This window comes from Pseudomonas sp. HLT2-19-2 (assembly GCF_054898005.1).
On record NZ_CM142712.1, the window covers coordinates 1258829 to 1281160 of the forward strand.

Below are 22332 nucleotides of genomic sequence, written 5' to 3' on the forward strand. Positions count from 1 at the left end.
TTGAGGGAGGTTTCTATTGGGCATGAATAACGGCAGAATTATCTTTTGAGTAAAAAGATATTTCTTATGCCCTTATCGGAAACATCTGTAGGGCTGTCTTAAACAAAAGTTGCTCTTCGCCCCCATCACAAAACCATCGCCCATAAAAAAGGCCGCTGCAAAAGCAGCGGCCAAAGTAAGACGATTGATCAAGGAGCAATAAATCAACGTCAGTGAACACGGGGCGATGAGTCGAAAATCTTCAATTCATCTAAAATCTGTCGCCAATGGTGTGGACGGGTCACTTGCCATTGCTTGTGCTTTCAGGCCGTTTGCCGTGAAAGCCCGGCAAGAATAAGCGCCTGAGCGCAAAGGAAAAATAGCCATTCATGACATGAACTGTTGCAGCTTGAGTAACAGTGGCGGCAGGCCCCGCCAACACGCCATGCGTTGCGTTGATAGCCCCCCATCCAGCCCGTCCATAAACCGTGTAAAACGCCGTCCCATGCGGGCATTCATCCTTAGGAGGTACATCGCGAATACCTCCTTGGTGCGCTTATCGCTCCCAACGTGCGGCAGTAGGGTGTGGCCTTCTGTCACTCACCGGGGAAGACGCATGACAAAAACAACAATGCGCGCCATCTTCAAACCGCAGGCGCTGGCCGCCGCGGTGGCCTTGGGTTGCTGTGCCCAGGCGCAGGCTGTTTCATTCAACATTGGCGAAATCGAGGGGACATTCGACTCTTCGCTGTCCATCGGCGCGAGCTGGGGCATGCGCGATGCCGACAAATCCCTGGTGGGCGTCGTCAATGGCGGGACCGGCCAGTCTTCGACCGGGGATGACGGGCGGCAGAACTTCAAGAAGGGCGAAACCTTCTCCAAGATCTTCAAGGGGATTCACGACCTCGAACTGAAGTACGGCGACACCGGGGTGTTCGTGCGTGGCAAGTACTGGTACGACTTCGAACTCAAGGACGAGGACCGCGAGTTCAAACCGATCAGTGACAGCGGTCGTAAAGAAGGCGCCAAGTCCTCCGGTGCGCAGCTTCTCGACGCCTTCGTCTATCACAACTATTCCATCGCCGATCTGCCAGGCACTGTGCGCGCCGGCAAGCAGGTGGTCAGCTGGGGTGAAAGTACCTTCATCGGTAACTCGATCAACAGCATCAACCCGATCGACGTTTCAGCGTTCCGCCGTCCTGGTGCTGAAATCAAGGAAGGCCTGATTCCGGTGAACATGCTGTTCGCCTCTCAAAGCCTGACCGGCCAACTCTCGGTGGAAGGTTTCTATCAACTGGAGTGGGATCAGACCGTTCTCGATAACTGCGGCACCTTCTTCGGCGTCGATGTGGCGGCCGACGGCTGCAACAAGAACTACACCGTTGCCAGCCCGGCGATCGCACCGTTGCAACCGATCGCTGCAGCGTTTGGCCAAGGCTTCGAGGTCAGCAGGGAAGGCGTGATCGTCCCGCGCGGTGGTGACCGCGATGCCCGCGACTCCGGGCAGTGGGGGACGGCATTGCGCTGGCTCGGGGACGACACCGAGTACGGTCTGTACTTCATGAACTATCACAGCCGTACCCCGACGGTCGGCACCACCACTGCCGGCCTGACAACGCTGGCACGGATCCCGGCCATCGTCGGCACCGCCAACAGAATTGCGCCCGGCACCGGGTCGGCACTGGCCCAGAGCGTGATGCTCGGTCGCGGCCAGTATTACCTTGAGTACCCGGAAGACATTCGTCTCTACGGCGCGAGCTTTTCCACCACCTTGCCCACTGGCACGGCGTGGACCGGCGAGATCAGCTATCGCCCCAACGCTCCAGTGCAAGTCAGCACCAACGACCTGACCCTGGCGTTGCTCAACCCGATCGCAGGCGGCGCGGTATCGCCTATCGCTACCACGCCAGGTGCTGACAACAAAGGCTACCGCCGCAAGGAAGTGACCCAGATCCAGAGCACCCTGACGCACTTCGTCGACCAAGTGCTGGGTGCCCAACGGCTGACCCTGGTCGGCGAGGCGGCGGTGGTGCGAGTCGGTGGTCTGGAGTCGCGAACCAAACTGCGTTACGGCCGTGACTCGGTCTATGGCCAATACGGTTTTGGCGGCGATACCGACGGTTTTGTCACCTCGACCTCCTGGGGCTACCGCGCCCGCGCGATCCTCGACTACAACAACGTCATCGCCGGGATCAACCTCAAGCCCAACCTGTCCTGGTCCCACGACGTCGCCGGCTACGGCCCCAACGGGCTGTTCAACGAAGGCGCCAAGGCGGTCAGCGTCGGCGTCGATGCCGACTACCGCAATACCTATACCGCGAGCCTGAGTTACACCGACTTCTTCGGGGGTGACTACAACGTCCTGGAAGACCGCGATTTCCTGGCGCTGAGCTTCGGCGTGAACTTCTGATCTGGCTGAGAAGGATGACTTTAATGCGCAAGATGATTCTGCAATGCGGTGCCCTGGCCCTGGCCCTGAGCCTGTTGGCTGCCAACGTAATGGCGACGGTGTCGCCGGAAGAAGCGAACAAACTCGGCACCAGCCTTACGCCGTTGGGCGGCGAGAAGGCCGGCAATGCCGATGGCTCGATCCCGGCCTGGACCGGAGGCATCCCGAAAAACGCCGGTGCCGTGGACAGTAAAGGTTTCCTGGCTGACCCGTTTGCCAATGAAAAGCCGCTGTTTACCATCACCGCGGCGACGGTCGACAAATACAAGGACAAGCTGTCCGATGGCCAGATAGCGATGTTCAAGCGCTACCCCGAGACCTACAAAATCCCGGTTTATCCAACCCACCGTACGGTGGCCGTACCAGCGGACATCAATGAGTCGGCCAAGCGCAGCGCCCTGAATGTGACGCCGATCAACGACGGTAACGGGCTGGCCAATTTCACCGGTAACCGCTATTACGCCTTTCCTATTCCGAAGAACGGTGTCGAGGTGATCTGGAACCATATCACCCGTTATCACGGCGGGAACCTGCGTCGCACCATCACCCAGGCAACGCCTCAGTCCAATGGTGATTTCACCGTTATCCGATTCAAGGACGAGGTTGCAGTACCTTCGTTGCTCGGTGATTTTAAACCGGGCAGCGATGAAAATGTCCTCAGCTATTTCAAGCAGGAAGTCACCGCACCTGCGCGCCTGGCGGGTAACGTGTTGCTGGTTCACGAGACCCTCGATCAGGTCAACGAACCGCGCAAGGCCTGGATTTACAACGCGGGCCAGCGACGTGTGCGCCGTGCGCCTCAAGTGGCCTATGACGGCGTGGGGACCTCGTCCGACGGGCTGCGCACCACCGACAACTTCGACATGTTTTCCGGCGCACCGGATCGCTACGACTGGAAGCTGGTCGGCAAGAAAGAAATGTACATCCCTTACAACAGCTACAAGCTCGACTCGCCCAGCCTCAAGTACACCGATGTGATCAAGGCCGGGCATATCAATCAGGATCTGACCCGCTATGAGTTGCACCGGGTCTGGGAGATCGTGGCCACGGTCAAGCCGAACGAGCGGCACGTGTATGCCAAGCGTCACATGTACATCGACGAAGACAGCTGGCAGGTGGCGCTGGCCGATCACTACGACGGTCGCGGTCAGCTGTGGCGCGTCGCGGAAGGTCACGCTCAGTTCTACTACGATCACCAGGTTCCGGCCTATACGGTCGAAGCCCTGTATGACCTCATTGCCGGTCGCTACATTGCGTTAGGGATGAAGAACGAGGAGAGGCGCAGCTTCGAATTCAACATCGATGCCAAAGCAGGGGACTACACGCCGGCAGCCTTGCGGAGTACAGGAGTGAGGTAATCAGTCCTACAGGCTCCTACACAAAAAGGTGACCTCGTGGTCACCTTTTTTATAGGTGCCGATCAGTGTGTTGAATACTTCTTCAATAAGCTGCGACGAGAGGGCTAGGGTGGCGCCACAACTATAAAAAGGCGCACCACTATGACCGCCATGACGCTGTGTCTGGATCGTCCTGGACACCTGCCCCGTCTGTCTTCCCACCACCTGTCTCGCGACCGGTTGATCGAGCCGTTACTGGCATCGACGGCGCGGGTGAAATTGCTCTGTGCGCCTGCCGGTAGTGGCAAGAGTGCGCTGCTCGCCGAGTGCCTGTTGCAGGCGCCCGCGCAGTGTCAGGTCTGTTGGTTGCCGTTGGTGGGGGAGCCGATCAATGTGGTCGATTTTCGGCAGCGGTTGGCTCAGGCGCTGGGGCTGAACTCCTCGGATGAGCCCGCGTTGCTGGAGTATCTGGCGCGGTCACAGACGGCGACCTGGCTGTTTCTCGATGACTATTGCCGCGTCCCGAATCCTGAGTTGGACCTGCTGCTGGATCGCATGCTAACGGTCAGCAGCCCGATGTTGACCTGGTGGTTGGGCACCCGTCGTCGCCCGCAATGCAACTGGCCACGTTTGCTGCTCGATGATGAGTTGTACGAGTGCGAGCGCGCCACGCTGGCGTTCAATCAAGCTGAAGTCGCAAGGCTGTTGCACCACCTGCCACCCACGGATGCAAACACCGTCGCTGGCAAGATCATCCAGCGCAGTGGCGGCTGGTGCGCCGGTGTACGGATTGCGCTGCTGCAAAAATGTGCCTGGTCAAGCAACAACACGCTACAGGGGCGAACAAACACCTTGCTCGATTACCTGGAGCACGAACTGTTCACCACGCTCACCCCAGAGCTGGCGGAAGCCTGGCGCGTGCTCGCGCATTTGCCGCGCTTCAATGCAAGGCTTTGCGACCACCTGTTTGGCGCGGGTGAGGGAGCCCAATGCTTGCAGGCGTTGCAGGAGCTGGGTTGCTTTATAGAGCCTTGGCAGGATTCGGCAGACTGGCTGCAGATTTTCCCCCCGCTTACTCAGTTGATGCGCGAAGAGCAATGGCCGGCGGGACGCTCATGGCATCGTCTTGCCTGCCAGTGGTTTGCGGCCGAACTCGATTGGAAAGCCGCCTTTGAACAAGCGCTGCTGGCTGGAGAGTTCGAGGTCGCGGTCAGCCTGTTGCAGCACTTCAGTTTCGAGCACTTGTTCGAGGAACAGACGGTGGTGCTGTTGTTGCGTTTGCATGAGCAACAGGGCGAGGAGCTGATGCTCGGGTCGCCACAACTGGTGGGACTGATCACCGCAGCCTTGCTGTTTGCCGGTCGATTCGAGCAAGCGGCCGATTGCATCGAACATCTGTCTCGATTCACCCCTCAGCCCTCGGCGTTCCTTCAGCGGCAATTGATCGCGCGCTGGCAGGCCCAGCAAGGCTGGTTACTGCATTTGCAGGGACGCATGGAGGGTTCGCGCGCGCATTTCCTCGAGGCGCTGACCGTGCTTGCTTCTGATCTCTGGCCCGTGCGCTTGATGTGCCAGTCGGGTTTGACGCAACAGGCTCTGTTACGGGGCGAACTCGATGTAGCGCAGGCCATCAACCGTGAGGCGTTGTGCCTGGCGCGAGCGCAAGGCTCGCTGGTATTCGAAGGGTTGCTGGAGCTTGATCACGCGCAATTGCTGGAGCAGCGCGGGGCGCCTCAACGTGCCGAAAGCTTGCTCGCGAACATTTCTGAATTGCTGAGTCAGCATGCTCAGCGACCTGTTCCGTTGCTGGGGCGAATCGCGCTGCGTCGCGGTCGACTTGCCTTGTGTCAGGGGCACGATGAGCGCGCCGAGGCATTCTTTCAGGCAGGGCTGGAGGATTGCCTGCGCAGTCACGACAAACGCGTGCTTTACGGTTTTCTCGGCCAAGCTCAACTGGCGGCAAATCGACGCGACTACGCCCAAGCGTTTGTCCATCTACGCGATGCCGAACGCTTGATGCAGCAGCGGCAGATTCCCGAGACCGTTTACCGCGGTGTGCTGTTGCAAATCAGCAGTCAAATCTGGCTACAGCAGGGCCGCCCCGAACTGGCTCATGAAGCGCTCAGCCGGGTGCTGCGCCACTACCGTGGTCCACTGGCGCGGCTGGCACCACCGGCGACATTGATGTTGATTGCGCGGATTGAATACTTGCTGGTGTTGGCGCAGGTGTATCTGCACCAGGCCAAAGACCCGATGAGTCAACTCACACCTTTGCTCGAACAGTCGCAGCGGTCGGCCATGCTGGCATTGGAAGTCGAACTGCTGTTCGCCGGGGCCGAAATTGCATGGCTGAACGGCGATTCGGTGGGCGCCAAGGCGTCTTTAGTCAGGGGCTTGGGCCTGGTCGATCGCTGTGGCGTTCGACAGGCTCTTCGCGAGTTGCAACTGCGTCAGCCTGATTTGATGCCGGCTCTGGGCGTTGCCGAACGTTGTCTTGAAAGCATTGAGCAGGCGGGTGATAACAACCCGCTCAGTCAGCGCGAAGTTGAAGTGCTCAAGTTGATTGCGCTGGGTAATTCCAATCAACAAATCGCCGAACAGCTGTTTATTTCGCTACACACCGTCAAAACGCATGCTCGGCGCATTCACGGCAAATTAGGCGTTGAACGCAGGACCCAGGCTGTCGCGAAGGCCAAGGGGATGGGGCTATTGGGATAGTTCAGCTGGGCGCGTCGATTGATACCCCATTCGCCAACTCACGGCCCGCGTCGCCGCCAGCAATCGCTGTGCCGCCGGGCCGTTTTCGTCTGCGTGAAACAATGAGGCCGGGCCAACAATGGTCATGACCGCCGCTACATTCCCGACCGCATTGAATACGGGAGCAGACAACGCATCGACCCCCGGCATCAGCAAACCATGCACGTGATGCAGACCGCGTTCGCGGATCTGATCGCACAACGCTGCATAGGCTTGATCGTCCGCCAGCGCATGGGGCGAGCTGCTTTGCAATTCCTGCTCGCGCAACTCCACGGTTTCGCGTTTGGGCAAGTACGCGCCGAACACCAGACCTGTTGATGAACTGAGCAATGGCAACACCGAGCCCAATTGCGTCACCACCGTCACCGCGCGGACTGCCGGTTCGATATGCACCACGGTTGCGCCCTGATTGCCCCACACCGCCAAAAAGCAGGTTTCGTTCAGTTCATCGCGCAGCTCGGCCAGGGGCAGGGCGCCGACTTTCAGCACGTCCATACTGTTGAGTGCGGCGAGACCGACGCGCAAGGCCTCGCGGCCCAGACCGTAATGGTTGGTGGCAGCATTCTGTTCAGCGAAACCACTGGCAATCAGTGCCTGCAAATAGCGATGAACCTTACTGGCCGGCATCTGTACGTGTTCAGCCAGGCGCGACAGTGAAGTCGATGGTGACAACTCGGCCAAGGCCTTGAGGATGTCAGTGCCAACCTCGGCCGAGCGGACTTTCTGTTTATCGTTGCTGCGCGGCGTTTCCATGGAGGCGGTTTGATCCCGGGACGAATGGGCGTCTTTATAGCTTGACGGTCAATACCAATCAAATTACGTTATGCGTAATCTAATTACGATAAAAATAACCCGGGCGTGCCGAGACCTCTTGAATGGAGCGACAGGCCATTGCCTACTTCCTGTTCAGGAGGCTCCATGAACCTCGATTCAACGGCGCCAGCGCTGGCTTATCAGTCCGGCTTCGGCAACGAATTCAGCAGTGAAGCGTTGCCCGGTGCACTGCCCGTCGGCCAGAACTCCCCGCAAAAAGCCCCGTACGGTCTCTATACCGAACTGTTCTCCGGCACCGCGTTCACCATGGCTCGCAGCGAAGCGCGGCGCACCTGGATGTACCGGATTCAGCCATCGGCCAATCACCCGGCGTTCGTCAAACTGGATCGGCAACTGGCTGGCGGCCCGTTGGGTGAAGTGACCCCCAATCGCCTGCGCTGGAACCCGCTGGATATTCCGAGCGAACCCACCGATTTCATCGACGGGCTGGTGAGCATGGCCGCCAACTCGGGTGCGGAAAAGCCGGCCGGGATCAGCATCTATAGCTACCGTGCCAACCGCTCCATGGAGCGCGTGTTTTTCAACGCTGACGGCGAACTGTTGCTGGTGCCGGAACTGGGACGCCTGCGCATCGCCACCGAATTGGGCGTGCTTGAATTGGAGCCGCTGGAAATCGCCGTGCTGCCACGCGGTCTGAAATTTCGCGTTGAACTGCTCGACCCGCAAGCCCGCGGCTACATCGCCGAAAACCACGGCGCGCCCCTGCGCCTGCCGGACCTGGGGCCGATCGGCAGCAACGGCCTGGCCAACGCACGGGACTTCCTGACGCCGGTCGCCCATTACGAAAACCTTAAACAACCGACCACGCTGGTGCAGAAATTCCTCGGCCAGTTGTGGGGTTGCGAGCTCGATCATTCGCCGCTGAACGTAGTCGCCTGGCACGGCAATAACGTGCCGTACAAATATGACCTGCGTCGTTTCAATACCATCGGTACGGTCAGCTTCGATCACCCGGATCCGTCGATCTTCACCGTCCTGACCTCGCCGACCAGCGTCCACGGTCTGGCCAATCTGGACTTCGTGATCTTCCCGCCACGCTGGATGGTGGCCGAGAAAACCTTCCGTCCACCGTGGTTCCACCGCAACCTGATGAACGAATTCATGGGCCTGATCCAGGGCGAGTACGACGCCAAGGCCGAAGGCTTCGTGCCCGGCGGTGCGTCCTTGCACAGCTGCATGAGCGCCCACGGCCCGGACGGCGAAACCTGCACCAAGGCGATCAACACCGAGCTTTCACCAGCGAAAATCGACAACACCATGGCCTTCATGTTCGAGACCAGTCAGGTGCTGCGCCCGAGCCGTTTCGCGCTGGATTGCCCGCAACTGCAAAACAACTACGATGCTTGCTGGGCCACGCTGCCCGCCACTTTCGACCCGACCCGGAGATAACCCATGACTCAGACTTCCATCACTCGTAGCTGGGTTGCCTCCGCCAACGGCCATACCGATTTCCCGCTGCAAAACCTGCCGCTGGGTGTGTTCAGCGTGAAGGGCTCCGCACCCCGTAGCGGCGTGGCCATCGGCGAACACATCTTTGACCTCGAAGCAGCACTGGACGCGGGTTTGTTCGACGGAGCGGCGAAAGCGGCAGTCGAGGCCACCCGTGGCGGTCTGCTGAATGCGTTTTTCGAACTGGGCCGCGAGGCTCGCGTTGCCCTGCGCGAACGCTTGCTCGAATTGTTCAAAGAAGGCAGCACCCTGCACGGCAAGATTGAAGCCCAAGGCGCAAAACTGCTGCCACTGGCGGCGAATTGCGAGATGCACCTGCCGGCGAAAATCAACGACTACACCGACTTCTACGTCGGCATCGAGCACGCGCAGAACGTCGGCAAACTGTTCCGTCCGGACAACCCGCTGCTGCCGAACTACAAATACGTGCCGATCGGCTACCACGGTCGTGCCTCGACCATTCGCCCATCCGGCACTGACGTTCGTCGTCCGAAAGGCCAGACCTTGCCGGCCGGTCAGACCGAGCCGACGTTTGGTCCATGCGCACGTCTGGACTATGAGCTGGAACTGGGGATCTGGATCGGTCAGGGCAACGACATGGGCGACTCGATCGCCATCGGCGACGCCGCCGATCACATCGCCGGTTTCTGCCTGCTCAACGACTGGTCGGCGCGGGATATTCAGGCCTGGGAATACCAGCCGCTGGGGCCGTTCCTGTCGAAAAGCTTTATCACCAGCATCTCGCCGTGGGTGGTGACTGCCGAAGCGCTGGAGCCGTTCCGTCGTGCTCAACCGGCACGCCCGGAAGGCGATCCGCAGCCGCTGCCGTACCTGCTCGACAAGCGCGATCAGGCCGCTGGCGCCTTCGACATCGAACTGGAAGTGCTGTTGCTCACCGAAACCATGCGCGAGCAGGACCTGCCGGCCCATCGCCTGACCCTGAGCAACACCCAACACATGTACTGGACCGTGGCACAAATGGTCGCGCACCACAGCGTCAACGGCTGCCAGTTGCAGGCCGGCGACCTGTTCGGTTCAGGCACTTTGTCGGGCCCGCAAAACGGTCAGTTCGGCAGCCTGCTGGAAATCACCGAGGGCGGTAAAAAGTCGATCGAGCTGGCGTCGGGCGAGGTGCGTAAATTCCTTGAGGACGGCGACGAAATCATCCTGCGCGCCCGTTGCAGCCGCGACGGTTTTGCCTCCATCGGTTTTGGTGAATGCCGCGGTAAAGTGCTGCCGGCGCGCTAAGAGGATCGGGTCATGGAACTCTATACCTACTACCGTTCGACGTCGTCCTATCGGGTGCGTATCGCGCTGGCGCTCAAGGGGCTGGATTACCAGGCGCTGCCGATCAATCTGATCGCGCCGCCAGGTGGCGAACATCGACAGTCGCCGTATCTCGCCGTTAACCCGCAAGGCCGGGTGCCGGCCTTGCGCACTGATGAAGGTGAGCTAATTATTCAGTCGCCGGCGATCATCGAGTACCTGGAGGAACGTTATCCACAGGTGCCGCTGCTGTCCAAAGACCTCGCCGCTCGCGCCCATGAGCGTGGCGTGGCGTCGGTGATTGGTTGCGATGTGCATCCGCTGCACAACGTCAGCGTGCTCAACAAGCTGCGGCAGTTGGGGCACGATGAGCCGCAGGTGGTTGAGTGGATTGGGCACTGGATCAGCCAAGGGTTGGCGACGGTGGAGCAGTTGATCGGCGATGAGGGTTATTGCTTTGGTCCGACGCCTGGGCTGGCGGATGTTTACCTGATCCCGCAGTTGTACGCAGCCGAGCGCTTCAGCATTTCACTTGAGGCGTATCCGCGGATTCGTCGAGTGGCGTCGTTGGCAGCCACACATCCGGCGTTCATCGAGGCGCATCCGGCGAACCAGCCAGATACCCCTTAAAAACATCAGATCAAAAGATCGCAGCCTCGTTTCACTCGACAGCTCCTACTGGGGGCGCGATTTCCTGTAGGAGCTGTCGAGTGAAACGAGGCTGCGATCTTTTGCTTTTAATGGACGATGGAGTTAGGCGGCAAATGCCCCAACCGCTCAGTCAGCCGAATCCGCTGAATAGGGTCGTCACTGAGCAGCAACGCATGCTCTAGGTCAAAGCGCTCAGCGTTCGGGCAGTCCAGCCGTTGATAGAGACTGGCCCGGGCCAGGTAGTCGGCGGCACTGGCGTTGCCCAGTTCCAGCACCCGTTCGGCGTCGATCAGGGCGCCGATGTAGTCATCGTGAGAAAGGTGCAACTGACGCAGGTTGCGCGACAGTCGCTGCAGCATTTGCACCGGCTCGGCAGTGAGCAAATGCTCGGCGCTGAGCTTCATGTTCGGGCCGTACTGGCGTTGCAGTAATTCCCGGCAATCGTTGGGGTACAAACGGCGCCCGCCGCACGGGTCCAGCAGGTGATCGGCGCCCGGTACTCGCAGCAGAAAATGCCCGGGGAAGTTGACGCCGACCATGGGGATCTCCAGACCTTTGGCCAGTTCCAGGGCAATCAACCCCAGACTCAGTGGCTGCCCACGCCGGCGTTCCAGCACGTGATTGATCAGCGCGATTTGTGGACGCAATGGCGTGAAGTCGTCCTGGGCAAATCCCAGGTCATTCATACGACGTAACAACGGCTGCGCCAGTTCGCTCACCGGCAGCATCGGCAAGCCATGGCTGACGCGCTGTTGCAAGTCCTTGAAGTCTTTCAGCACCGTCTCGGGATTGACCTCACTGTCGTGTTCGACGGCAACCCACAGCGCCGCCTCGAATAGCGCGGGCGGTGTTCGTTGCAAGCAGTCGAAGAAGCGTTGGCGCGGGGTCATCAAAATCTCCGGGGAATGCCTCGTTTTAGCCCCGTCTTGGGCATTCGTCCAGTGCCGCACACAGGCGCTTTTAAGTTATGTCCGAAAGTCAGCATGGCGGCGTCGCTTATTCCCGTGCGCTTCTGCAATTTTTGGGCGCAGGCCTATACTGGCGACTACAAGTCGTCATTCGGGAGCCCTGCGATGTTCGCTCTCATGCAAAGCACTCGCCTTGAATCGCTGCATCTGAGCGTCGACCCGGTCACCGGGCTGAAGGCGGTGATTGCCATCCATAACAGCCGTCTGGGGCCTGCCTTGGGCGGGTGTCGTTACCTTGCCTATCCCAGCGACGAGTCCGCCGTCGAGGACGCGGTACGCCTTGCTCAAGGCATGAGTTACAAGGCGGCGCTGGCCGGGCTGGCTCAGGGCGGCGGCGTTGCGGTGATTGTTCGCCCGATTCATGTGGAGAACCGCGGCGCACTGTTCGAAGCGTTCGGGCGCTGCATCAATCAGCTTGACGGCCGCTACATCACCGCCATCGACAGTGGCACCTCCGTGGCGGACATGGATTGCATCGCCCAACAGACCCAATACGTCACCAGCACCACCTCGGCGGGCGACCCTGCGCCGCACGCGGCGATGGGGGTGTTCACTGGCATTCGTGCCACCGCTATGGCCCGTCTGGGCAGCGATAACCTCGAAGGCCTGCGCGTGGCGATTCAAGGGCTCGGCAACGTCGGCTATGCCCTCGCCGAACAGCTGCACGCCGCCGGAGCCGAACTGCTGGTCAGTGACATCGATCACGGCAAGGTGCAGCTGGCAATGGAGCAGCTCGGCGCTCACCCGATTGCCAATGACGCGCTGCTCAGCACGCCCTGCGACATCCTCGCGCCCTGCGGTTTGGGCGGCGTGCTCAACAGCCACAGCGTGACGCAACTGCGCTGTGCAGCGGTGGCCGGTTCGGCGAACAACCAATTGACCCATCTGGAAGTCGCCGATCAACTGGAGCGGCGGGGCATTCTGTATGCACCGGATTACGTGATCAATTCCGGCGGGCTGATCTACGTTTCGCTCAAACATCGCGGCGAAGAGCTCACGACCATCACCGCACACCTGTCGAAAATCAGCTCGCGGCTGACCGAAGTCTTCGCCCATGCTCAGGCGGAAAAACGCTCGCCGGCCCGAGTGGCAGACGAATTGGCGGAGAAAGTGTTGTATCGATGAAGGAGTGAGGGCCTATCCGGCAGACTTGCTCCCAAGGCCTGGTGCCACAAGCGTCAGGCTTGACTGACGCACGCTGATGAGGCGTGCCGGGAGCCTGGGATGCTTCACAAGGTTGAGCTGCCTTACACCCGATTTTTATCCCCTGACGGCCAATTGCTCGGCGAACTTCCTGCCTGGGCCGACGATTTCAATGTGCTGACGCGCCTTTATCGGCAGATGGTCCTGACCCGCCTTTTTGATCAGAAAGCCGTCACCCTGCAACGCACCGGGCGCATTGGCACTTATGCGCCGACGTTGGGCCAGGAAGCCATTGGCGTCGCCGTCGGCAGCGTGATGCACGCCGAAGACGTGCTGGTGCCGTATTACCGTGACACCGCCGTGCAGTTGATGCGCGGGGTGCGCATGGAAGAAATCCTCCTGTACTGGGGTGGCGACGAGCGCGGCAGCGACTTTGCCGAACCGGCGGCGGCCCAGGACTTCCCGATCTGTGTGCCGATTGCCACCCAGGCCTTGCATGCTTGCGGCGTTGCCAGCGCCTTTAAAATCCGCGGCGAACATCGGGTCGCCGTCACCACCTGTGGCGACGGCGCCACCAGCAAAGGCGATTTCCTCGAAGCCCTCAACGTCGCCGGCGCCTGGCAGTTGCCGGTGGTGTTCGTGGTCAACAACAACCAATGGGCGATTTCGGTGCCACGACGGATTCAGTGCGGCGCCCCGACGCTGGCACAGAAAGCGATCGGTGCCGGGTTCCACGGCGAGCAAGTCGACGGCAATGACATGCTCGCAGTTTACGACCGAGTACACGCAGCCCTCGAACGGGCACGCCACGGTAAAGGCCCGGTGTTGCTGGAATGCCTGAGCTATCGCCTCGGCGACCACACCACCGCCGACGATGCCACGCGCTACCGGCCGGCGGACGAGGTCAAGCAGGCCTGGCTCGAAGAACCGGTCAAACGCCTGCAACGTTTCATGGTCGGGCAGGGCGTGTGGGACGAAGGCCGGGAGCAGGCGCTGATCAGCGAATGCCAAGGCTTGGTGCAGCGTGCTGTGGATAACTTCGAAGCGGCGGGGACTCAGGCGCCCGAATCGGTCATGGATCACGTCTACGCCCAATGGCCGGAGTCTCTCACCAGCCAGCGTGAAGAGTTGCTCGAAAGGGCGGCGCGTCGCGCGGGAGATTCGAGCCATGAGTAACGGCAAAGTCACGTTGCTGGAAGCGGTGAATCTGGCGCTGCATCGGGCCATGAGCGAAGATGAAAACGTCATCGTCCTCGGTGAAGACGTCGGGGTGAACGGCGGCGTGTTTCGCGCGACTCAAGGGCTGCGCGACAGCTTCGGCTTCAAGCGGGTTATTGACTCGCCGCTGGCCGAAACCATGCTCGGCGGACTGGTGGTCGGCATGGCTGCGCAGGGCCTGAAACCGGTGGTGGAAATCCAGTTCATGGGCTTCATCTACGCGGCCATGGAGCACCTGGTGTCCCACGCCAGTCGCATGCGTAATCGCACTCGCGGGCGGATCACTTGCCCGATGGTCATGCGCACGCCTATGGGCGCAGGGATTCGCGCACCAGAACATCACAGCGAAAGCACTGAAGCATTGTTCGCGCACATTCCAGGTCTGCGGGTGGTAATTCCGTCATCGCCGGCCCGGGCCTATGGCTTGTTGCTGGCGGCCATTGATGACCCTGACCCGGTGGTGTTTCTCGAACCGACCCGGCTCTATCGCATGAACCCGCAACCGCTGTTGGACGATGGCAAGCGCCTGCCGCTGGACAGCTGTTTCACCCTGCGCGAAGGCAGTGACATCACGCTGATCAGCTGGGGCGCCTGTGTAATGGAAACCCTGCAAGCCGCCACCGCATTGGCCGAACGGGGCGTCTCGGCGGAAGTGATCGATGTCGCGACTATCAAGCCGCTGGACCTCGACACCTTGGAAGCCTCGGTGCGCAAGACCGGTCGCTGCGTGATCGTCCACGAGGCACCGCGCTCCTGTGGCGTCGGTGCAGAAATTGCCGCGAGTCTCTACGAACGGGTGTTGCTGGACTTGCAGGCACCGATCCAGCGAGTTACCGCGCCGGATATCCCGCCGCCGCTGTATCGACTGGAGTCGCTCTATATGCCCAACGTCGAAGACATTTTGCTGGCCTGCGACAACGTACTGCTGCACTACCTCTAAAAAGACGCCTGAACCCAAGGAGGCCGCGATGAAATATTTCAAACTGCCGGATCTGGGCGAAGGTTTGCAGGAGGCGGAAATCGTTCGCTGGCACGTCAACGTTGGCGATACGGTCAAGGCCGATCAACTGCTGGTGTCGGTAGAAACCGCCAAGGCGCTGGTGGATATCCCCGCACCGTATGACGGTGTGGTGGCAAAACTTTATGGCGGCGAAGGCGACATTATTCACGTCGGTGAACCGCTGCTCGGTTACGAAGGCGAAGCAGACGCCGGCACCGTAGTGGGGCGACTCGAAGGTGGCGGCAGCAGTCAGGACGACTCGTTTTTCATCGGGGCTGCCCCCTCGACCCGAGAGCACCTGGCGACTCGCGCCACGCCGGCCGTGCGGCAACTGGCTCTGCAACTCGGCGTGGAGTTGAGCGGGTTGACGGGCTCCGGCCACGAGGGGCTGATCACCCGCACGGATGTGGAAAACGCGGCTCACACTGAGCGCGAGCGCTTCGGCGGCGAACGGTTGCGCGGTGTGCGGCGCAGCATGGCGCTGAACATGGCCCGGTCCCATGCCGAAGTCGTGCCGGTGACGATTTTCGGGGATGCCGATCTGCATCGCTGGGGCCAGGCACGCGAACCGCTGATTCGTCTCGCCAAGGCGATGGCGGCAGCGTGCGCCGTGGAACCGGTGCTCAACAGCGCCTTCGACAGCAAAAGCCTGTCGCTCAAACAGCACGAACGGCTCGATCTGGGCATCGCCGTGGACACCCCGGACGGCCTGTTTGTGCCAGTGCTGCGCGATGTCGGTCATCGCTCCTCGGCTGACTTGAAGGAAGGCGTCATGCGATTAAGAGCCGATGTGCAGGCGCGATCAATTCCGCCCAAGGAAATGATGGGGGCGACCCTGACGTTGTCGAATTTCGGCACCTTGTTCGGCCGCTACGCCAACCCGGTAGTGGTGCCGCCGCAAGTGGCAATCCTCGCCGCTGGCGCCATTCGTGACGAACCAGTGGCGGTCGACGGCATTGTGGTGGTGCATCCGGTCCTGCCGCTGTCCCTGACTTTCGATCATCGCGTGGTGACGGGCGGCGAGGCGGCGCGTTTCTTCAAGGCGCTGGTCGAGGCGCTGGAACAACCCGACGCATAGGTTATTCGCAGACATGAAAAAGGCCCTGAGTCATTTGACTCAGGGCCTATTCAATTCGGGTGTTGCTTACTTGGCAGCCTTGGGGGCTTTAGCTGGCTTGGTCAGCTCAGTGTCCGCCACTTCAACAGGTTCAGCGACTTCAGCAGGCGCATTGAGCAATTCGGACAAAGCGTCCGGCTGGCTCTTGAACGCCTTGGCGAACACATCGCGATTCTTCGCCATGTAGATCCCGGCTTCTTCCACTTGCTGTTCAGTCAGGGACGGAACGGCTTTTTGCAACACTTCAGCCAGCAACTCGGCCAGTTCGAGCATTTTGTCATGACGGTCAGCTTCGGCTTTATCCATGAACAAGCGCTCCAGATCTCGGCTGCTGCGGTATACCACTTCGACGGCCATTCACCACCTCACATGCCTTCACATTAAGTTGTCTTATTCGACCACTGTATTTATATACAGCGAAAAGGATAAGCGAATCCCTGCGCTTTGGGTAGTGGCTTTTTAATGTAGACCGAATTCAGGGTTTGTCAGGCCGATCAGCCCTACCGGGTGCGACCAAACGCCACGGAGCGTGTTTTAGAGCATCTCGCCATCATGTGGCAGGCGCCCCTGGCCTTTTTTCTGCATGCAGAACAACCGTCACGTCAAACCCGCATCATCCGCTCGAACCGAGCTAAGGAAGAATCATCGTGAAAATCAACTGGGCCGAGAACCTGCGGCAGAACGTGCACCAACTGGCCGAGTCCCTGGGCAACCTGTTCGTCGAGACCTTCCACTATCTGGCGCTGTTCGCCATCGGTGCAGTCACCGCGTGGGCGGCGGTGATGGAGTTTTTGCAGATGATCGAGGAGGGACACATCAAGATCGATGACATCTTGCTGCTGTTCATCTACCTGGAACTGGGGGCGATGGTCGGGATTTACTTCAAGACCAATCACATGCCGGTGCGCTTCCTGATCTACGTGGCCATCACCGCGCTGACGCGGTTGCTGATCTCCAACGTCTCGCACCACAATCCGCCGGATGTTGGGATCATCTACCTGTGTGGCGGGATTCTGCTGCTGGCGTTTGCGATTCTAGTGGTGCGCTACGCCTCGTCGCAATTCCCTTCGGTGAAGATCGCGCACCCGCAACGCAAGGTTGGCGCGGGCTCCGGTGAGCATCCCGACGTCGAGAAGGGCGAGATTTAAAGCCTTATGGCTGGCCGGCTGTGGCCCTTGATGTGTGGCGGCGGCAGGGTGTGATTGTCGCCGTCAGTCATGGCTTCGAGGATGGCCACGGCGCTGTGGCCCTGTTCGATGGCGATGCCGAATTGGATGCTTTGCACCAGGCGTTTGAGGCGCAGGGGGTCGTTGCGTTGTTCGGCGCTGATCATCCGTTTGGCGACCACGCGGCCGCTGTTGGAGAGGGTCAGCATGATGCGGCCATCCAGACCCTGAATGCTCAGGTTGATCTGATAATCCGGTGCAAAGGCATCGGTAATGAGCTGAAAAGGGTTGTCCATGATGCGTCACCGCCTGATTGAACGTGCAGTTGTTGACCGGCCGTTATCGGGTTGGTTCGCAGTACCAGACCATCGGCAAGCCGTTCGCTGAGATGTTGAAAAATCCTTTTTGCCTCAGCAGTGACGTAGCAAGGTGCATGCCGGAAAAATGGTCGAACAATAGACACGGCAAGAAAGAGGCGGGCACCGAGGCCCGCCTTCTTTTTTCCTGCCCGATTCAGGGCAGGAATGAATAGATGATCGCAGACAGTGCAATCAAACCGATCAGCACCACGAACACGTTCGAGGCCTGACCCGAGTACTGGCGCAAGGCTGGCACCCGGCGGATGGCGTACATCGGCATCAGGAACAACAGGCACGCGATGATCGGCCCGCCAAGGGTTTCGATCATGCCGAGGATGCTCGGGTTGAAGGTCGCTACGGCCGAGCAACTAAGGATCATGAACATCGCGGTCACGCGGTTCAGCCAGCTCGCCGACATCACCCGGCCACGGCCGCGCAGGCTTTTCACGATCAGGCCATGAAAGCCTTCGCTGGCACCGATGTAATGGCCGAGGAAGGATTTGGTGATCGCCACCAGCGCAATCAACGGCGCGGCGTAAGCGATGACCGGGGTCTGGAAGTGGTTGGCCAGGTACGACAGGATCGAGATGTTCTGCGCCTTCGCCGCCGCCAAATCAGCCGGGGACAGGGCCAGCACGCAGCTGAAGCAGAAGAACATCACCGTCACCACCATCATCGCGTGGGCGATGGCTAGGATGCCGCTGCTTTTGCGTTCGGCTTGTTCGCCATAGCGTTGTTTCTGATCCACGGAGAAAGCGGAAATGATCGGCGAATGGTTGAACGAGAACACCATCACCGGGATCGCCAGCCACAGCGTTTTGAAGAACAACGGCAGCGGCATGCCTTCACTGGCGGTGGCGAAGAACGCGCCGTTCCAGTTCGGGATCAGGCTGAAACCGAGCAGCAGCAACGCCGCGACGAACGGGTAAACCAGCACGCTCATGCATTTGACGATAACGCCCTGGCCGCAACGCACGATCGCCATCAGGCCGAGGATCAAGCCCAGCGACAGAATCGCCCGCGGTGGCGGGGCAATGTGCAATTGATGCTCCATGAAGCTGCTCAAGGTGTTGGTCAGCGCCACGCTGTACACCAGCAGAATCGGGAAGATCGCGAAGAAATACAGCAGCGTGATCAGCTTGCCGGCGCCGATGCCGAAGTGTTCTTCCACCACTTCGGTGATGTCCCCGGAACGCCCGGACAACACGAAGCGGGTCAGGCCGCGGTGGGCGAAGAACGTCATCGGAAACGCCAGCACCGCCAGAATCAGTAAGGGCCAGAAACCACCGACCCCGGCGTTGATCGGCAGGAACAGCGTGCCGGCGCCAATCGCTGTGCCGTAGAGGCCAAGCATCCAGGTGGTGTCGTGTTTGCTCCAGCTCCTGGTGGCTGTTGCGGTGTCGCGTTTGAGGTCTACAGCAGGATTATCGGCTGCAGGTGTACGTACATCGGTCATCGTTTTGGCCTCGTTATTATTCTTGCTCGGGCTCACGTGTTGCGGACGGTCAAGGAATGCTCCTCAGCACTCCACCCAGCTCACCGCCAGGCCGCCCCGTGAAGTCTCTTTGTATTTGTCATGCATGTCGGCGCCGGTATCGCGCATGGTGCGGATCACCCGGTCCAGGGAAATGAAGTGCTTGCCATCGCCGCGCAGGGCCATTTGCGTGGCATTGATCGCTTTCACGGCGGCGATTGCGTTGCGCTCGATGCACGGCACTTGCACCAGCCCGCCGACCGGGTCGCAGGTCAGGCCGAGGTTGTGTTCCAGGCCGATTTCGGCGGCGTTTTCCAGTTGTTCCGGTGTGGCGCCGAGGATGTCGGCCAGCCCGGCGGCGGCCATCGCGCAGGCGGAACCGACCTCTCCTTGGCAACCGACTTCGGCACCGGAGATGGAAGCGTTTTTCTTACAGAGAATTCCTACGGCCGCCGCGCCCAAAAAGAATGCGACAACGTCATCGTCCGACGCGTCCGGGTTAAATTTCATGTAGTAGTGCAGCACCGCCGGAATGATCCCTGCGGCGCCGTTGGTCGGCGCCGTCACCATGCGTCCACCCGCTGCGTTTTCTTCGTTCACGGCGAGGGCGAACAGATTCACCCACTCCATAGCAGACAGCGTGGAGGTGATGACATTCGGCTTGCCGATTTCCAACAGGCTGCGGTGCAATTTCGCGGCGCGGCGCGGAACATTCAGACCGCCGGGCAGGATGCCTTCGTGGCGCAACCCTTGTTCGACGCACTCGCGCATCACCGACCAGATGTGCAGCAGGCCCTGGCGGATTTCGGCTTCGCTGCGCCAGGCCAATTCATTCGCCATCATCAACTCGGAAACGCGCAGGCCGTGCTGGTTGCAGAGCTTGAGTAATTCGGCGGCGCTGGAGAAGTCGTACGGCAGCACCACATCGCTGGTTGGCGCGATGCCGGACTCGGCTTCGGCCGCTTCGATGATGAAACCGCCGCCGATCGAGTAGTACGTTTGCTCTGACAACTCACCGGTATCGCCAAAGGCTGTCAGGGACATCGCATTGGGGTGGTAGGGCAAGCTCTCGTCGAGTAGCAGAAGATCACTCTGCCAGTTGAAGGCAATGGTGGTTTTGCCAGCCAGGTACAGTTCGCCGGTTTCCCGCAGGGTCTGGATACGACTGTCGATGGACGTGGGATCGATGCTGTCCGGCCACTCGCCCATCAGGCCCATGACGCAGGCGCGATCGGTGGCGTGGCCGACGCCGGTGGCGGAAAGGGAACCGTACAGGCGGATTTCCACCCGACGTACGGCATCCAGCAATTGCTGGTCAATTAGTGCCTGGGCAAAGGTCGCCGCGGCGCGCATCGGGCCTACGGTATGGGAACTGGACGGACCGATGCCGACTTTGAAGAGATCGAAAACACTGATAGCCATGCTAAAGCCTATACAAGCAATGGAGGAGAAATCGCTGCCATTTTTGTAGGACAAGCGCAATGTCGGCGATACTGCCTACCTCGGTCCTACGTGACCAACGAAACTTCCTAAGAAAGCCTTTAGCAGGACTAAACGATGAGTCGTCAATTGCATGCCCAGACTTACGTCTGGCTGCACGTGTTTTCCTGTGCCGCGCGGCACTTGTCGTTCACTCGATGCGCCGAAGAGCTGCATATCACGCCGGGTGCGGTCAGTCAGCAAATCCGCCAACTGGAAGAACGGCTGGGCTTTCGACTGTTCCATCGTCGCGCTCGGGGTGTGGAGTTGAGTGCCGAAGGCCAGCGACTGGCCATCACGGTCAACGAGGCTTACGGCAGCATCGACGCGGAATTGCGACGACTGGATGCTGGGATGATCAGCGGGATATTACGGCTGCGCTCGATTCCGTCGTTCCTGAGCAAGTGGCTGACGCCGCGTCTACCGCGGTTGCAGCAGCGCTTTCCGGACATTCAATTGCGCCTGGTGGCCGAGGACAGCAGCGTGCCATTGCACGAAGGCGACTTCGATTTGGCCATCGATCTGAATGACGGCAGTTATCCCGGACTTTTATCCACCACCTTGCTCGACGAACAGATTTTCCCGGTGTGTGCCCCGAGCCTGTTGCGCGGCCGACCGCCGCTGCATGGCCCGGCGGATCTGATGCATTTCCCGTTGCTGCACGACATCACCGCCTGGCGCGGCAGTTACGAGTACGCGGAATGGGAGTTCTACCTCAATGCCATTGGCTTCGAAGGCGCCGACGTGCGGCGCGGGCATACCTTCAATCGCAATCACCTGACCATTGAAGCGGCGATTGCCGGGATGGGTGTAGCGATTGCGCGGCGAACGTTGCTGAACGATGAGCTGGAGCGGGGGACGTTGATCGTGCCGTTTGGCCTGGCGGTGCCCAATCACAAGCGTTACGTGCTGCTTTATGCGCCGGGTGCGCTGAGCCATCCGGGCGTGCGCGCGGTGCATGACTGGCTGGTAGAGGAAGCGGGGATTTTTCGGAGTCTGCACCCACTGGCGGAGCGGCAGATGTGAGCAATTATGACAAAGAAGCGATGCGACCCAACTCCCGACCTTAACAGCGCTTTTGCTCCTTGTCCGGCTTTTTTTGCGAATCGAAAATTATCTTTTTTTAGGGGTTGAATTGTTCTGCGAGCAGACCGATTGTGTAAGTAAGAGGTCACGGTGATGACGCCCAAGGGCCAGCCGAAGTGCCTCTCGCTAGCTAGCTGAAATAAGGGATGAACTATGCAAATCCAAGTCAACAGCGATAACCATATTCAAAGCAGCATCCGACTGGAGGAGTGGGTACGTACTACCATTGAGAGCACGCTAGAACGTTATGAAGAAGACCTGACACGCGTCGAGGTTCATCTGCGGGACGAGAACGGCGACAAGCCCGGTCCCCATGACATGCGCTGTCAGCTGGAAGCGCGGCCAAAAGGCCACCAACCGATTTCTGTCACCCATAAAGCCGATACCCTGGAGCAAGCGATCGACGGTGCGGCCGAAAAACTTGAACATGCGCTTGAGCACCTGTTTGGCAAACTGCGGGGCAAACCACGTGCCGCGGTGGTGCCATTCGAGAGAGTCGCTGCCGATGCGTTGCTGGAAGACGAGTTTCTCGAAAACGAACAGGCTGCGCAAAACGGTTGAAGCCTGATTAATTTTTTACCTTTCCACTGACAAACGGGT

At 59.9% G+C, this 22332-nt stretch carries 19 protein-coding genes and 1 pseudogene; 14 read left to right on the forward strand and 6 right to left on the reverse strand.

The window, feature by feature from the left end:
* Nucleotides 1-595 precede the first annotated feature (595 nt).
* The 3 genes from ACYZTU_RS05815 (at nucleotide 596) to ACYZTU_RS05825 (ending at nucleotide 6483) form a co-directional block, all read left to right on the forward strand.
* Nucleotides 596-2389: a DUF1302 domain-containing protein gene (locus tag ACYZTU_RS05815; protein WP_449643791.1), complete on the forward strand. Its 1794-nt coding sequence runs from the start codon at nucleotides 596-598 to the stop codon at nucleotides 2387-2389.
* Nucleotides 2390-2412: 23 nt separating this feature from the next.
* On the forward strand, nucleotides 2413-3786 hold the full coding sequence (locus ACYZTU_RS05820; protein WP_461968653.1) for a DUF1329 domain-containing protein: 1374 nt from the start codon (nucleotides 2413-2415) through the stop codon (nucleotides 3784-3786).
* A 141-nt stretch (nucleotides 3787-3927) separates the two neighbouring features.
* Nucleotides 3928-6483, forward strand: a complete 2556-nt coding sequence (locus tag ACYZTU_RS05825) for a LuxR C-terminal-related transcriptional regulator (RefSeq protein WP_461968655.1) — start codon at nucleotides 3928-3930, stop codon at nucleotides 6481-6483.
* Here ACYZTU_RS05825 and ACYZTU_RS05830 read toward each other — a convergent pair.
* On the reverse strand, nucleotides 6472-7275 hold the full coding sequence (locus tag ACYZTU_RS05830) for an IclR family transcriptional regulator (RefSeq protein WP_461968656.1): 804 nt from the start codon (nucleotides 7273-7275) through the stop codon (nucleotides 6472-6474). The two genes, ACYZTU_RS05825 and ACYZTU_RS05830, sit on opposite strands and share 12 nt — an antisense overlap.
* Nucleotides 7276-7440: 165 nt before the next feature.
* On the opposite strand from ACYZTU_RS05830, the gene hmgA reads away from it, so the two are divergent.
* From hmgA to maiA, 3 genes are read left to right on the forward strand one after another with little or no spacing between them, the layout of a single operon-like run.
* Complete coding sequence (gene hmgA / locus ACYZTU_RS05835) at nucleotides 7441-8745, forward strand: homogentisate 1,2-dioxygenase (RefSeq protein ID WP_461968658.1); 1305 nt, start codon at nucleotides 7441-7443, stop codon at nucleotides 8743-8745.
* Nucleotides 8746-8748: 3 nt separating this feature from the next.
* The gene (fahA, locus tag ACYZTU_RS05840) at nucleotides 8749-10053 is read left to right on the forward strand and encodes a fumarylacetoacetase (RefSeq protein ID WP_461968660.1); all 1305 of its coding nucleotides are present in this window, start codon (nucleotides 8749-8751) and stop codon (nucleotides 10051-10053) included.
* Between the two features lie 12 nt (nucleotides 10054-10065).
* A complete protein-coding gene (gene maiA / locus ACYZTU_RS05845; protein WP_461968662.1) occupies nucleotides 10066-10701 on the forward strand; it encodes a maleylacetoacetate isomerase in 636 nt (211 codons plus the stop codon).
* Nucleotides 10702-10808: 107 nt separating this feature from the next.
* Here maiA and ACYZTU_RS05850 read toward each other — a convergent pair whose 3' ends face one another.
* On the reverse strand, nucleotides 10809-11612 hold the full coding sequence (locus tag ACYZTU_RS05850; protein ID WP_461968664.1) for a SirB1 family protein: 804 nt from the start codon (nucleotides 11610-11612) through the stop codon (nucleotides 10809-10811).
* A 183-nt stretch (nucleotides 11613-11795) separates the two neighbouring features.
* On the opposite strand from ACYZTU_RS05850, the gene ACYZTU_RS05855 reads away from it, so the two are divergent.
* From ACYZTU_RS05855 to ACYZTU_RS05870, 4 genes are all read left to right on the forward strand, one after another.
* Nucleotides 11796-12815 carry a Glu/Leu/Phe/Val dehydrogenase family protein gene (locus ACYZTU_RS05855; RefSeq protein WP_461968666.1) on the forward strand — a complete coding sequence of 340 codons (1020 nt, stop codon included), beginning with the start codon at nucleotides 11796-11798 and terminating at the stop codon, nucleotides 12813-12815.
* A 99-nt stretch (nucleotides 12816-12914) separates the two neighbouring features.
* On the forward strand, nucleotides 12915-14009 hold the full coding sequence (gene pdhA / locus ACYZTU_RS05860; protein ID WP_461968668.1) for a pyruvate dehydrogenase (acetyl-transferring) E1 component subunit alpha: 1095 nt from the start codon (nucleotides 12915-12917) through the stop codon (nucleotides 14007-14009).
* Nucleotides 14002-14991 carry an alpha-ketoacid dehydrogenase subunit beta gene (locus tag ACYZTU_RS05865; protein WP_461968670.1) on the forward strand — a complete coding sequence of 330 codons (990 nt, stop codon included), beginning with the start codon at nucleotides 14002-14004 and terminating at the stop codon, nucleotides 14989-14991. Before pdhA ends, ACYZTU_RS05865 begins: the two co-directional genes overlap by 8 nt.
* A 28-nt stretch (nucleotides 14992-15019) precedes the next feature.
* Nucleotides 15020-16129: a dihydrolipoamide acetyltransferase family protein gene (locus tag ACYZTU_RS05870; protein ID WP_461968672.1), complete on the forward strand. Its 1110-nt coding sequence runs from the start codon at nucleotides 15020-15022 to the stop codon at nucleotides 16127-16129.
* 141 nt (nucleotides 16130-16270) lie between these two features.
* On the opposite strand, the pseudogene ACYZTU_RS05875 reads toward ACYZTU_RS05870, so the two are convergent.
* A pseudogene (locus ACYZTU_RS05875) lies at nucleotides 16271-16525 on the reverse strand (YebG family protein); the annotation flags it as partial.
* A gap of 290 nt (nucleotides 16526-16815) precedes the next feature.
* Here ACYZTU_RS05875 and ACYZTU_RS05880 point away from each other — a divergent pair.
* The gene (locus ACYZTU_RS05880) at nucleotides 16816-17316 is read left to right on the forward strand and encodes a phosphate-starvation-inducible protein PsiE (protein WP_461968673.1); all 501 of its coding nucleotides are present in this window, start codon (nucleotides 16816-16818) and stop codon (nucleotides 17314-17316) included.
* Here ACYZTU_RS05880 and ACYZTU_RS05885 read toward each other — a convergent pair.
* Nucleotides 17313-17630, reverse strand: a complete 318-nt coding sequence (locus tag ACYZTU_RS05885; RefSeq protein WP_461968675.1) for a DUF3509 domain-containing protein — start codon at nucleotides 17628-17630, stop codon at nucleotides 17313-17315. The genes ACYZTU_RS05880 and ACYZTU_RS05885 overlap by 4 nt on opposite strands.
* A 23-nt stretch (nucleotides 17631-17653) precedes the next feature.
* Between ACYZTU_RS05885 and ACYZTU_RS05890 the strand changes: the two genes are divergently transcribed.
* Complete coding sequence (locus ACYZTU_RS05890; protein ID WP_461968677.1) at nucleotides 17654-17866, forward strand: hypothetical protein; 213 nt, start codon at nucleotides 17654-17656, stop codon at nucleotides 17864-17866.
* Here ACYZTU_RS05890 and ACYZTU_RS05895 read toward each other — a convergent pair.
* Nucleotides 17848-19149 (reverse strand): serine/threonine transporter, encoded by a 1302-nt coding sequence (locus ACYZTU_RS05895; protein WP_461968679.1) that lies wholly within the window; start codon nucleotides 19147-19149, stop codon nucleotides 17848-17850. The two genes, ACYZTU_RS05890 and ACYZTU_RS05895, sit on opposite strands and share 19 nt — an antisense overlap.
* 63 nt (nucleotides 19150-19212) lie before the next feature.
* Nucleotides 19213-20589 carry an L-serine ammonia-lyase gene (locus ACYZTU_RS05900; protein ID WP_461968680.1) on the reverse strand — a complete coding sequence of 459 codons (1377 nt, stop codon included), beginning with the start codon at nucleotides 20587-20589 and terminating at the stop codon, nucleotides 19213-19215.
* Nucleotides 20590-20724: 135 nt separating this feature from the next.
* Here ACYZTU_RS05900 and ACYZTU_RS05905 point away from each other — a divergent pair, with 135 nt between their 5' ends.
* Both ACYZTU_RS05905 and ACYZTU_RS05910 read left to right on the forward strand, forming a co-directional pair.
* Nucleotides 20725-21672, forward strand: a complete 948-nt coding sequence (locus ACYZTU_RS05905; RefSeq protein WP_140684258.1) for a LysR substrate-binding domain-containing protein — start codon at nucleotides 20725-20727, stop codon at nucleotides 21670-21672.
* 213 nt (nucleotides 21673-21885) lie between these two features.
* Nucleotides 21886-22293, forward strand: coding sequence for an HPF/RaiA family ribosome-associated protein (locus tag ACYZTU_RS05910; RefSeq protein ID WP_054049780.1), 408 nt, complete (start codon nucleotides 21886-21888; stop codon nucleotides 22291-22293).
* Nucleotides 22294-22332 lie beyond the last annotated feature (39 nt).